Source organism: Pseudomonas sp. DWP3-1-3b3 (genome assembly GCF_049896305.1).
GTDB classification, from domain to species: domain Bacteria; phylum Pseudomonadota; class Gammaproteobacteria; order Pseudomonadales; family Pseudomonadaceae; genus Aquipseudomonas; species Aquipseudomonas azotoformans_A.
This window is the reverse complement of record NZ_JAFCUA010000001.1, coordinates 95,880-107,955: the sequence shown is the minus strand read 5'-3', so window position 1 is coordinate 107,955 and position 12,076 is coordinate 95,880. Positions and strand designations below refer to the sequence as shown.

Here is a 12,076-nt window from a genome sequence, read left to right as displayed (position 1 = left end):
CAATCGAATGGCCTTTTTTGTGGGCGTTTACTCGGCGATCTGCAACTTGCGCGATTCCGTGTAGATGTAGCGCACCTTTTCGTACTCAAATGGCGAGTTCATCTGACCATAGCGGAAGCTGGTCTGGTAGCGCTTGTCCACCGCACGCAACGCCCAGATTTCCGGGTGGTTGGAGCTGACTTCGGCGACGTTGAGGAAGTTGATCTGGGTCTCGGCACCGTAGTCGACGATCAGGCCGGTGGTGTCGCGCAGGTTCGATGGGCCGAAGATCGGCAGCACCAGGTACGCGCCGCCGGGCACGCCGTAGAAGCCCAAGGTCTGGCCAAAGTCTTCGCTCTGGCGCGGCAGGCCCATGGCGGTTGCCGGGTCCCACAGGCCGGCGATGCCGATAGTGGTGTTGACCAGCAGGCGGCCAGTGGTTTCCAGGGAACGATGGCCCTTGAGTTGCAGCAGGCTGTTCAACAGGTTGGGCACATCGCCCAGGTTGTTGAAGAAGTTGCTCACGCCGGTGCGCAGGAAACTCGGGGTGACGTAACGGTAGCCGTCGACCACCGGCAGGAACACCCATTGGTCGAAGCGGTAGTTGAAGTGGTACACGCGACGGTTCCACGACTCCAGTGGGTCATACACGTTGAGTGCCGTGAGCGACGACCGCTCGAACTCGCGCTGGTCCAGGCCCGGGTTGAACTTGAGCTTGGTCAGAGGTTCCTTGAAGCCATCGGAGTCGACCTTGACTGGTTCATGGGCCTTGCTGTTGTCGGCATTGGCCACGCCTGCGCACATCAAGGCGGCAAGCAGCAGAAGATATTTAGCCACGGAAGAACTCCAGCATGGCGTCGGCGTTGACGCGGTAATTGAGGTTGCCGCAGTGGCCGCCCAGCGGGTAGACGGTCAAGCGATCGCCGAAGGTTTTACGCAGGAAGCCGAGGTCGCCAGGGCCGAGGATCACGTCGTCGGCGTTGTGCATCACGGCGATTTTCGGGCTGGCGTGCAGGTAGTCCTTGAGGGCATACAGGCTGACCTGGTCGACCAGTTGCAACAGGCTGCCGCCGTCGGAGCGGGCGCGCCACATCGGGATAACCTGCTCGGTGAGGTAGCAGTCGAAGTCGCACTGCAGCGCACGCTTGAGGAACGGCGTCAGGCTGGTGCTTTCGGTGATCGGGTACTTCGGCGGGATGATCAAGCCGCGGCGGTTGATCAGGTCCGAGGTGAAGGCGATGTCAGCTGCCGAGAAACGGAACGAAGTGCCGATCAGCATGGCCATCTGTTCGTTGGTCAGGTGCTGCTTGGATTGCTGGAAGTCGTAGAGCAGGGCGTCGTTCAGGTCGATATAGCCCTTTTGCTGGAAGTAGCGAGTCAGCTTGTTCAGCACCAGTTCATAGAAAGTGGTGGTGTTGTTGATGCCTTTCACCTCGGTCTGCACCAGCTTGTCGAGGTTGGTGATCGAGGTGTAGAGGTTGACCGGCGGGTTCAGCAGCAAGACTTTCTTGAAGTTGAAGCTGCGACGCGTCTCGTCGAGCTTGCTGACGAACGCCGCATCCAAGGCGCCGAGGCTGTAGCCGGTGAGGTAGAAGTCGGTCACCGGCAACGAAGCGTTCTGCGCGCGCACGGCTTGCATCACGCGGTACATGTCTTCGGCGTCTTCCTGGGTGATCCCCGGCGTGGCGAAGCGCGAGGCGGCGCTGATGAAGTCGAAGCTGGTGGGCGACGACAGTTGCACCACGTGGTAGCCGGCCTGGTAGTACAGCTTTTTCAGGTATTCATTGATGCTGCTGTCGAAGCGCGCACCGGTGCCCGCGATCAGGAAGATCAGCGGCGCGGCACGATCTTGCTTGGCGATGCGGTAGGTGAGTTTCTTCACCGCCCAGAAGTTGTCCGGCAGGCTGAATTCGCGCTCGGGGCGCATGTTCAGGGTGTAATCGGATTGGTTGATCTCGTCATCACTCGGCAATTTGGGCCGAAGGTCAGGCGGGGTGGTGGCGATGGTGGCTTCAAACGGGTTGGTCAAAGGGTAGCCATAGCTGGCTTGGTCAATGTCGACGGCCAGTGCTGACGCACTCAGAAAAAGGCTGCCCAGCAGGGCAGCACAGCGCAAGGAACGGAGCATGACTTAATCCCTAGGAGGAAACGTGCTTGATGAAGTTCGCAGGCTATGACCGCCGTCCTATCGCCGAAGTGCCATCACGCGGCACGAAATGTCGGAAAATAACGTCGGAATCGGGGTAATAGTAGCCAGACGATACACTTTGACACGTGTAGGTAAACATTAATTGTGTGTATGCACCTTGCTAACGGCCTCTGGCGCATTAAGCTGAGCGCCGTTTTTGCCTATCGGAGTGCCTCATGTCCCGTCGTTTGCCGTTGATTCTGCTGCTTATTGCCCTGCCGCTGTGGCTGGCCGCCAGTTATGGCGCGCGCTATGGCTTTATGGAAGATGGCCAGTGGGTGGGCATCTGCGCGGATGAGGCCAGCCGCTGGGAATGCCAGTTGCGCTCGAACCTGGGCTTGATGATCCACTTCAAGGTGCTGGGCTGGGCGGCGTTGATCACGTCGGTGCTGGGGTTTTTCGTGCCGGGTCGCGCGGGGTGGGGGTTGGCCGTGCTGGGGATGGTGTTCGGGTTGCCGGCGCTGGCGTTGTATAACACCACGTTTGCGGTGTTTGCGGTGGTGATTGCGGGGTTGCGGTTGGTCAGGAAGCCTCGCGCTGCCTGGTAGGGCCTCTTCGCGAGCAAGTCGAACCGTCGAACCGCCGCTCCCACACTTGACCGAGTTCCAACATGAGAATGCGGTCGAATGTGGGAGCGGGCTTGCTCGCGAAAGCGGTGTTAAGCCTTGCGCACCCGCAAGCACCGCCACAAAGCCCCAACCATCAGCACGCTGACCACCGCCCAGCCCCAAGCCTGCTGGTTCAATAACCCCTCACGGTACAACTGCGGCGCAATACCTGCACCGATGATAAAGGCCAGCAGCGCAATCTCCCGGCGCGGTCCCGTCACTGGACGCACCAGATAAACCAGGGCCGGCAACACCAGCGCCGCGCTCGGGAAGCTGCGATAGCGCGGGTCAAACACCAACGCCAGCATCATCACCGCGCCCGCGAACCCGGCGATCGCCACCAGCCAGCCTGCCCGTTGCTCCAGCCAGTTGAACGCCCGCTCACGCCAACCTTCCCGTGGGCTCAAGGCCAAGGCCGCATGGGCCAGCACCAGCAGGTTCAACACCAGCAGCAAACCTGCCCACATCCATTCATCATTGAAGCGCGCCGTCACGCGGGTCAGCTCGGCCCAGGTGCCAATGGAGCAGGCTGCAACGGCGCCCAACAACGGCAGGGCAAGTGCGGCACGCGTGCTGCGAACGCGACCCCCGAATGCCAGGGTGCCCAGCAGGATCATCCCGCCGACGCCCAGCCACAGCGGCCAGTACGGCACATTGGTCACCGGCCCGGCGAGGATGCCCTTGTCCTGGCGATCCGCATCGAACAGGCCCCAGTAACCGCCCACGGCGCCTTCGCTCGCACGTTTCCACGGCTGGTCAAAGGCTTCGATCAGGTTGTAGTGCCAGCCATTGGCTTCAGCCATGGCGACAAAACCACGCATGAATTTCGCTTCATTGACCCGGCTCGGCACGGCGGTTTCACGCTGGCGGCCTTCGCTTGGCCAGCCGGTTTCACCGATCAGGATGTCCTTGGGGGCAAACTTGTTGCCGAAGGTCTGGCGCACATCGCCCACGTGCTTGAGGGCCTGGTCGATGCCGGACGGGTCATCTTCCCAGTACGGCAACAAGTGGATGGTGAGGAAATCCACGGCCGGGGCGATTTCCGGGTGTTGCAGCCAGAACTCCCACACGTCCGCGTAGGTCACCGGCTGCTTGATCTGGCTTTTGACGGTCTGGATCAGCTTCACCAGCTGTGCGGCGGTGACTTCCTTGCGCAGCAGCGCTTCGTTGCCGACGATCACTGAGGTCACCACGTCCGGATGGGCGTTGGCCGAGGCGATCAGTTCGTCGATTTCCTTTTGGGTTGCCACCGGGTCACTGCTGACCCAGGCGCCGGCCATCACCTTCAGCCCGTGCTTGCGCGCCATGTCCGGCAAGGCTTCCAGGCCGGTCATGGAATAGGTGCGGATGCACTCGAAGCGGGTCGCCAGCAGGGCAAGATCAGCGTCCATGCGCTCCGGACGCAGCGTGAATGGCTGGTCGAACGGCGATTGGTCTTTATCGAAAGGGGTATAGGACGCGCACTGCATCTTGTGCGTGGCACTGGCGACGTCGGGCAATACCACCGGCCGGCCGAGGCCATACCAGTAACCGATCAGGGCCAGCAGGCCGAGGATCAAGGCGAAAAAATAGGGCAGGGCGGGGAAGCGGGCAGTCGCGGGCATGGTCGGCTTAACTGTAGGAGCAAAGGCGCGCATCTTACCCGGATTTGCTCCGTCCCAGTGGGGCTGCATAATTTTGACATGCAAAGTTCGGGCGGGATTTTGACGTCAAGTCCTACAAAGCGTCCTACTGGCTATGTGATGTCGTTTCCTGCTTGTATGAGGTCGCTGACAGAGCAGGTCGAAGGCCCCGGCAGGTTGATGATCGAAGTGTCAGCACTCCACTGATGTCACTGCAACCGGATCGATGCGCGTGAAGGGGGCGCGGTGCACCACATAACAACAGGTTGACGTCGCTCGGCATCCGCCGGGCGCAGCACTTTCGGGGAAGTACTATGAAGATGCGACGACTCTTGGGCGCAGCTGCCACTCTGGTAGTTGCGATGAGCTCCACACTGGCCAGCGCCGACAGCAAGACCCTGAGCATCGGCTATGTGGACGGCTGGTCCGACAGCGTGGCCACCACCCACGTGGCGGCAGAAGTGATCAAGGCCAAGCTCGGTTATGACGTGAAACTGCAAGCCGTTGCCACCGGGATCATGTGGCAGGGCGTTGCCACCGGCAAGCTCGACGCCATGCTCTCCGCCTGGCTACCGGTCACCCACGGTGAATACTGGGCCAAGAACAAGGACAAGGTGGTCGACTACGGCCCCAACTTCAAGGATGCGAAGATCGGCCTGATCGTGCCGGAATATGTCAAAGCCAAGTCCATCGAAGACCTCAAGACCGACACCACCTTCAAGAACAAGATCGTCGGCATCGACGCAGGTTCTGGCGTGATGCTCAAGACCGACGAAGCCATCAAGCAATACGGCCTCGATTACAAGCTGCAAGCCAGTTCGGGCGCGGCGATGATCGCCGAGTTGACCCGTGCCGAAGACAAACAGGAATCCATTGCGGTCACCGGTTGGGTGCCACACTGGATGTTCGCCAAGTGGAAACTGCGTTTCCTGGACGACCCAAAAGGGATTTATGGTGCTGCTGAAACCGTCAACAGCATCGGCAGCAAGGGCCTGGAGAAGAAAGCGCCGGAAGTCGCAGCCTTCCTGAAGAAATTCCAGTGGGCCTCCAAGGACGAAATCGGCGAAGTCATGCTGGCGATTCAAGAAGGCGCCAAGCCTGATGCCGCCGCCAAGGATTGGGTTGCCAAGCACCCTGAGCGTGTCGCGGAGTGGACCGGTAAATAACCCCCGAAGCGTCTAAATAGTATCTTGCAAGCCCGCCTGGCGTTTTCGCCAGGCGGGCTTTGTCGTTTCTGGGGCAAAGGCTGTCAATTCAATCACTGCAAAACTGGCGGCAACCCCGATGTCGTTCTAATACTAAGGTCGTCTGGAACCTCTACGGCAGCCGCATACAGTGGATACGTTCCAATAATAAAAAAGCTGTGCTGCGAGGATAAAAACAATGAACGACAGCATTTACCTCTCGATTCAAAACAGCCCGCGTTTCAAGGAGCTGGTGAGAAAAAGGGAAAGGTTCGCCTGGATTCTCTCGGCGATCATGCTAGGGCTTTACTCCGCTTTCATCCTGTTGATCGCCTACGGGCCACAAGTACTGGGGGCCAAGCTCAGCCCCGGTTCGTCGATTACCTGGGGCATTCCCCTGGGCGTCGGGCTGATTGTGTCTGCCTTCATCCTGACCGGCATCTACGTGCGCCGGGCCAATGGCGAGTTTGACGACCTGAACAATGCGATTCTCAAGGAGGCTGCGCAATGATCGGTCGTCTACTGACACTACTCGGCGCTTCGTTCTTTGCTCCGGCCCTTTGGGCTGCGGACGCATTGACCGGCGAAGTGCACAAGCAACCCCTGAACGTTTCGGCCATCGTGATGTTTGTCGCGTTTGTCGGCGCCACCCTGTGCATCACCTACTGGGCTTCCAAGCGTAACAAATCGGCGGCCGACTACTATGCGGCCGGCGGCAAGATCACCGGTTTCCAGAACGGCCTGGCGATTGCCGGTGACTACATGTCGGCGGCGTCCTTCCTGGGGATTTCCGCGCTGGTCTACACCTCCGGTTATGACGGCCTGATCTACTCGATCGGCTTCCTGGTGGGCTGGCCGATCATTCTGTTCCTGATCGCCGAGCGCCTGCGTAACCTGGGCAAGTACACCTTTGCCGACGTGGCGTCCTATCGCCTGGGCCAGACCCAGATCCGCAGCCTCTCGGCCTGTGGTTCGCTGGTGGTGGTGGCGTTCTACCTGATCGCGCAGATGGTGGGTGCGGGCAAGCTGATTCAGTTGCTGTTTGGCCTGGACTATCACGTTGCGGTGATCCTGGTCGGTATCTTGATGGTGATGTATGTCCTGTTCGGCGGCATGCTGGCGACCACCTGGGTACAGATCATCAAGGCGGTGCTGTTGCTGTCCGGTGCCTCGTTCATGGCACTGATGGTGATGAAGCACGTCAACTTCGACTTCAATGCCCTGTTCTCCGAGGCGATCAAGGTTCACCCTAAAGGTGAGGCGATCATGAGCCCCGGCGGCTTGGTGAAAGACCCGATTTCAGCCTTCTCCCTCGGGCTTGCGCTGATGTTCGGTACCGCTGGCCTGCCACACATCCTGATGCGCTTCTTCACCGTCAGCGACGCGAAGGAAGCCCGCAAGAGCGTGTTCTACGCCACCGGTTTCATTGGTTACTTCTACATCCTGACCTTTATCATCGGCTTTGGCGCGATCCTGCTGGTCAGCACCAACCCGGCGTTCAAGGATGCCGCAGGCGCCTTGCTGGGCGGCAACAACATGGCGGCGGTGCACCTGGCCAACGCGGTGGGTGGCAGTATTTTCCTGGGCTTCATCTCGGCCGTGGCCTTCGCCACCATCCTCGCGGTGGTTGCCGGCTTGACCCTGGCCGGTGCGTCGGCGGTGTCCCATGACCTGTACGCCAGCGTAATCAAGAAAGGCAAGGCCAACGACAAGGATGAGATTCGCGTTTCGAAGATCACCACTGTCGCGTTGGGCGTGCTGGCTATCGGCCTGGGTATCCTGTTCGAAAGCCAGAACATTGCGTTCATGGTCGGCTTGGCGTTCTCCATTGCCGCCAGCTGTAACTTCCCGGTGTTGCTGCTTTCCATGTACTGGAAAAACCTCACCACGCGCGGCGCGATGATTGGTGGCTGGTTGGGCTTGATCAGTGCCGTTGGCCTGATGGTGCTCGGCCCGACCATCTGGGTGTCGATCCTGCACCATGAAAAAGCCATCTTCCCTTATGAGTACCCGGCGCTGTTCTCGATGATCATTGCGTTCGTCGGCATCTGGTTCTTCTCCATCACCGACAAGTCGGCGGCGGCAGAGAAAGAGCGTGCGCTGTACTTCCCACAGTTTGTGCGTTCGCAGACTGGCCTGGGATCGAGTGGGGCGGTGTCTCACTAAGGTAATAGCTGGATAGGAAAATACCCCGGTCGAAAGGCCGGGGTATTTTTTTTGTCTATAAATTAGAGATTGATCTGACAAAACTGTTTCTCAAATCCTGCACAAATAAAAACGGCCTCCACTAAGGGAGGCCGTTTTCAGTGCAACTAAGCGAGGCTTACTTGCGATCTTCCAGCTTGGTGATGTCACGCGACTCGTAGCCGGTGTACAGCTGGCGCGGGCGGCCAATCTTGTACGGGCTGGAGAGCATTTCTTTCCAGTGGGAGATCCAGCCCACGGTCCGCGCCAGGGCGAAGATCACGGTGAACATGCTGGTTGGAATGCCGATCGCCTTGAGGATGATCCCCGAGTAGAAGTCGACGTTCGGGTACAGCGAGCGTTCGATGAAGTACGGGTCGGTCAGGGCGATCTCTTCCAGGCGCATGGCCAGTTCGAGTTGCGGATCGTTCTTGATGCCCAGTTCCTTCAACACTTCGTCGCAGGTCTGCTTCATCACGGTGGCGCGCGGGTCGCGGTTCTTGTAGACCCGGTGACCGAAGCCCATCAACTTGAACGGATCGTTCTTGTCTTTGGCCTTGGCGATGAATTTGTCGATGTTCGAGACATCGCCGATTTCATCGAGCATGGTCAATACGGCTTCGTTCGCACCGCCGTGAGCAGGGCCCCACAGTGCGGCGATGCCGGCGGCGATACAGGCGAACGGGTTGGCACCCGAAGAGCCCGCCAGGCGCACGGTGGAGGTTGATGCGTTCTGCTCGTGGTCGGCGTGGAGGATGAAGATCCGGTCCATGGCCTTGGCCAGTGTCGGGCTGATCGGTTTGATCTCGCACGGCGTGTTGAACATCATGTGCAGGAAGTTTTCCGCGTACGTCAGGTCGTTGCGCGGGTACATCATGGGTTGGCCCATGGAGTACTTGTAAACCATTGCGGCCAGGGTCGGCATCTTGGCAACCAGGCGGATCGCGGAAATTTCGCGATGCTGAGGGTTATTGATGTCGAGGGAGTCGTGATAGAAGGCCGACAGGGCGCCGACCACACCGCACATGACGGCCATCGGGTGGGCGTCGCGACGGAAGCCGTTGAAGAAGGTCTTCAACTGCTCGTGAACCATGGTGTGGTTCTTCACGGTGCTGACGAACTGGGCTTTCTGCTCGGCTGTTGGCAATTCGCCATTTAGCAGCAGGTAGCAGGTTTCCAGGTAGTCCGACTGTTCAGCAAGCTGCTCGATCGGGTAGCCGCGATGCAGCAAAATGCCATTATCACCATCGATATAGGTGATCTTCGACTCGCAAGAGGCGGTCGACATGAAGCCTGGGTCGAATGTGAAACGGCCCGTGGCCGTCAGGCCCCGTACGTCGATAACATCGGGACCAACGGTGCCGGTTAAAATGGGCAGCTCGACGGGGGCTGCGCCCTCGATGATCAACTGCGCTTTTTTGTCAGCCATGTGGCCTCCTATTTATGCTTCAAATCATCAGACAGACCCCCCACGCAGGGCCCGCACCACTATATTGATATAAATCCAGATGTCAATTTGCCTAAAGTCTTGCACCAGAAGGCTTTAACCGTACTTTTTCCTCGAAATTGACTGCCATTTACGCCTTTTATCCCGTCAGCGCAATCCGCTATTAGGGTGAGGTGAGCGCGTTGTCATTAGTAACCTAACTGTCTATACTCGGCCACCGACCGCCAAGGGCTTTTGGGCTTGCTTTCATTGGGGGTCGCACTCCCTGGGTGGTGCTTACCTGACCAGTGCACTCCCCAACAACTTTGCCCTGATTGTTAGGGGCTCTTCAGTGTGAAAAAAAGCCGTGAATAGCCAACGACCTGTAAACCTAGACCTAAGGACCATCAAACTCCCCATCACCGGCGTTACGTCGTTCCTGCACCGTGTTTCCGGCATCATCCTGTTCCTGGGCTTGGGCATCATGCTTTATGCATTGAGCAAATCCCTGGGTTCCGAGGAAGGTTACGCCGAGGTGAAGGCATGCTTGACCAGCCCGCTGGCCAAGTTCGTAGCATGGGGCCTCCTGTCCGCTCTGCTGTATCACCTGGTAGCCGGTGTGCGCCACTTGATCATGGATGCGGGTATCGGTGAGACGCTGGAAGGCGGCCGCCTGGGCTCGAAAATCATCATCGCCATTTCCGTGGTGCTGATCGTTCTGGCAGGAGTTTGGATATGGTAACCAGCGTTACGAACCTTTCGCGTTCGGGCCTCTATGACTGGATGGCACAGCGTGTGTCTGCGGTCGTTCTCGCGGCTTATTTCATTTTCCTGATCGGATACCTCGTCGCAAATCCAGGCATCAGCTATGAGCAATGGCATGGCCTGTTTTCCCACAATGCGATGCGAATCTTCAGTCTGCTGGCCCTTGTAGCCCTGGGCGCACACGCCTGGGTTGGCATGTGGACCATCGCGACCGACTACCTGACGCCGATGGCGCTGGGCAAGTCCGCGACTGCAGTACGTTTTCTCTTCCAGGCAGTCTGCGGCGTCGCGATGTTCGCTTACTTCGTCTGGGGTGTGCAGATTCTTTGGGGTATCTGATTCATGGCTAACATTCCAACTATTTCATTCGACGCCATCATCATTGGTGGCGGCGGTGCTGGCATGCGCGCTGCGCTGCAGCTGGCCCAGGGCGGTCACAAGACTGCCGTGATCACCAAAGTGTTCCCGACCCGTTCCCACACTGTATCGGCCCAGGGTGGCATCACCTGCGCCATCGCCTCTGCCGATCCGAACGATGACTGGCGCTGGCACATGTACGATACCGTCAAGGGTTCCGACTACATCGGTGACCAGGACGCTATCGAATACATGTGTCAGGAAGGCCCGGCCGCGGTGTTCGAGCTGGACCACATGGGTCTGCCGTTCTCCCGTACCGAGCAAGGCCGCATCTACCAGCGTCCATTCGGCGGTCAGTCGAAGGATTACGGTAAAGGCGGGCAGGCTGCTCGTACCTGCGCCGCCTCCGACCGTACCGGTCACGCGCTGTTGCACACCCTTTATCAGGGCAACCTGAAAGCCGGTACCACGTTCCTGAACGAGTACTACGCTGTCGACCTGGTGAAAAACGCCCAGGGCGAATTCGTCGGTGTGATTGCTATCTGCATCGAAACCGGTGAAACCACCTACATCCGCGCCAAGGCTACCGTGCTGGCGACGGGCGGTGCAGGCCGTATCTACGCTTCCACCACCAACGCCCTGATCAACACCGGTGACGGCGTCGGCATGGCACTGCGTGCTGGCGTACCGGTACAAGACATCGAAATGTGGCAGTTCCACCCGACCGGTATTGCCGGCGCTGGTGTACTGGTTACAGAAGGTTGCCGTGGTGAAGGTGGTTACCTGATCAACAAGCACGGCGAGCGTTTCATGGAGCGTTATGCGCCGAACGCGAAAGACCTTGCCGGTCGTGACGTTGTGGCCCGTTCGATGGTTAAAGAGATCATCGCCGGTAACGGCTGTGGCCCGAATGGCGACCACGTACTGCTCAAGCTCGATCACCTGGGCGAAGAAGTGCTGCACAGCCGCCTGCCAGGTATTTGCGAGCTGTCCAAGACCTTTGCTCACGTTGACCCGGTGGTTGCTCCGGTGCCGGTTGTTCCGACTTGCCACTATATGATGGGCGGCGTGCCGACCAACATCCACGGCCAGGCGATCACCCAGAACGCCGAAGGCCAGGACGAAATCATCCACGGTCTGTTCGCCGTAGGCGAAGTGGCTTGCGTATCGGTACACGGTGCCAACCGCCTGGGCGGCAACTCGCTGCTCGACCTGGTGGTATTCGGCCGTGCTGCGGGCCTGCACCTGGAAAAAGCGCTGACCGACGGCATCGAATACGATGACGCGACCGACGCCAACATCGAAGCGGCCCTGGCTCGCCTGAACGCTCTGAACGAGCGCACCGACGGCGAAGACGTGGCAACCCTGCGTCGCGAGCTGCAAAGCTGCATGCAGAACTACTTCGGTGTGTTCCGTACCGGCGAATACATGCAGAAGGGCATCGCCCAGCTGGCTGATCTGCGCAAGCGCATCGCCAACGTCAAGATCAACGATAAGAGCCAGGCGTTCAACACCGCTCGTATCGAAGCCCTTGAGCTGCAAAACCTGCTGGAAGTGGCTGAAGCGACCGCAATCGCTGCCGAGGTTCGTAAAGAATCCCGTGGTGCCCACGCCCGTGAAGACTTTGAAGATCGCGACGACGAAAACTGGTTGTGCCACACCCTGTACTTCCCGGGTGACAAGCGCGTAACCAAGCGTGCCGTGAACTTCTCGCCGAAGACGGTTCCGACGTTTGAACCGAAGATTCGGACTTACTAAGGGTG

General features: G+C 59.1%; 11 protein-coding genes. 7 read left to right on the top strand and 4 right to left on the bottom strand.

What is annotated here, in order from left to right:
- Positions 1-27 precede the first annotated feature (27 nt).
- Together ACP7BX_RS00520 and ACP7BX_RS00515 are read right to left on the bottom strand one after the other, a co-directional pair.
- Complete coding sequence (locus ACP7BX_RS00520) at positions 28-816, bottom strand: MlaA family lipoprotein (RefSeq protein WP_033897628.1); 789 nt, start codon at positions 814-816, stop codon at positions 28-30.
- Positions 809-2,107: a serine/threonine protein kinase gene (locus ACP7BX_RS00515; protein ID WP_033897629.1), complete on the bottom strand. Its 1,299-nt coding sequence runs from the start codon at positions 2,105-2,107 to the stop codon at positions 809-811. Before ACP7BX_RS00515 ends, ACP7BX_RS00520 begins: the two co-directional genes overlap by 8 nt.
- A 236-nt stretch (positions 2,108-2,343) precedes the next feature.
- Here ACP7BX_RS00515 and ACP7BX_RS00510 point away from each other — a divergent pair, with 236 nt between their 5' ends.
- A complete protein-coding gene (locus tag ACP7BX_RS00510; protein ID WP_314534227.1) occupies positions 2,344-2,715 on the top strand; it encodes a hypothetical protein in 372 nt (123 codons plus the stop codon).
- 110 nt (positions 2,716-2,825) lie between these two features.
- On the opposite strand, the gene ACP7BX_RS00505 is transcribed toward ACP7BX_RS00510, so the two are convergent.
- On the bottom strand, positions 2,826-4,379 hold the full coding sequence (locus ACP7BX_RS00505; RefSeq protein WP_426130395.1) for a glycosyl hydrolase family 17 protein: 1,554 nt from the start codon (positions 4,377-4,379) through the stop codon (positions 2,826-2,828).
- 332 nt (positions 4,380-4,711) lie between these two features.
- Here ACP7BX_RS00505 and ACP7BX_RS00500 point away from each other — a divergent pair, with 332 nt between their 5' ends.
- The 3 genes from ACP7BX_RS00500 to ACP7BX_RS00490 all read left to right on the top strand — a co-directional run bounded on the left by ACP7BX_RS00500 (position 4,712) and on the right by ACP7BX_RS00490 (position 7,747).
- Positions 4,712-5,563 (top strand): glycine betaine ABC transporter substrate-binding protein, encoded by an 852-nt coding sequence (locus tag ACP7BX_RS00500; protein ID WP_025857941.1) that lies wholly within the window; start codon positions 4,712-4,714, stop codon positions 5,561-5,563.
- Between the two features lie 217 nt (positions 5,564-5,780).
- Positions 5,781-6,092: a DUF485 domain-containing protein gene (locus ACP7BX_RS00495; RefSeq protein ID WP_016972153.1), complete on the top strand. Its 312-nt coding sequence runs from the start codon at positions 5,781-5,783 to the stop codon at positions 6,090-6,092.
- Positions 6,089-7,747, top strand: a complete 1,659-nt coding sequence (locus ACP7BX_RS00490) for a cation acetate symporter (RefSeq protein ID WP_038850336.1) — start codon at positions 6,089-6,091, stop codon at positions 7,745-7,747. Before ACP7BX_RS00495 ends, ACP7BX_RS00490 begins: the two co-directional genes overlap by 4 nt.
- Positions 7,748-7,904: 157 nt before the next feature.
- Here ACP7BX_RS00490 and gltA read toward each other — a convergent pair whose 3' ends face one another.
- A complete protein-coding gene (gene gltA / locus ACP7BX_RS00485) occupies positions 7,905-9,194 on the bottom strand; it encodes a citrate synthase (RefSeq protein ID WP_078047629.1) in 1,290 nt (429 codons plus the stop codon).
- Between the two features lie 364 nt (positions 9,195-9,558).
- Between gltA and sdhC the strand changes: the two genes are divergently transcribed.
- From sdhC to sdhA, 3 genes are read left to right on the top strand one after another with little or no spacing between them, the layout of a single operon-like run.
- On the top strand, positions 9,559-9,933 hold the full coding sequence (gene sdhC, locus ACP7BX_RS00480) for a succinate dehydrogenase, cytochrome b556 subunit (protein ID WP_016979564.1): 375 nt from the start codon (positions 9,559-9,561) through the stop codon (positions 9,931-9,933).
- Positions 9,927-10,295: a succinate dehydrogenase, hydrophobic membrane anchor protein gene (gene sdhD, locus ACP7BX_RS00475; RefSeq protein WP_016974690.1), complete on the top strand. Its 369-nt coding sequence runs from the start codon at positions 9,927-9,929 to the stop codon at positions 10,293-10,295. Before sdhC ends, sdhD begins: the two co-directional genes overlap by 7 nt.
- Positions 10,296-10,298: 3 nt before the next feature.
- A complete protein-coding gene (gene sdhA / locus ACP7BX_RS00470) occupies positions 10,299-12,071 on the top strand; it encodes a succinate dehydrogenase flavoprotein subunit (protein ID WP_016979563.1) in 1,773 nt (590 codons plus the stop codon).
- The last annotated feature ends 5 nt before the right edge of the window (positions 12,072-12,076 follow it).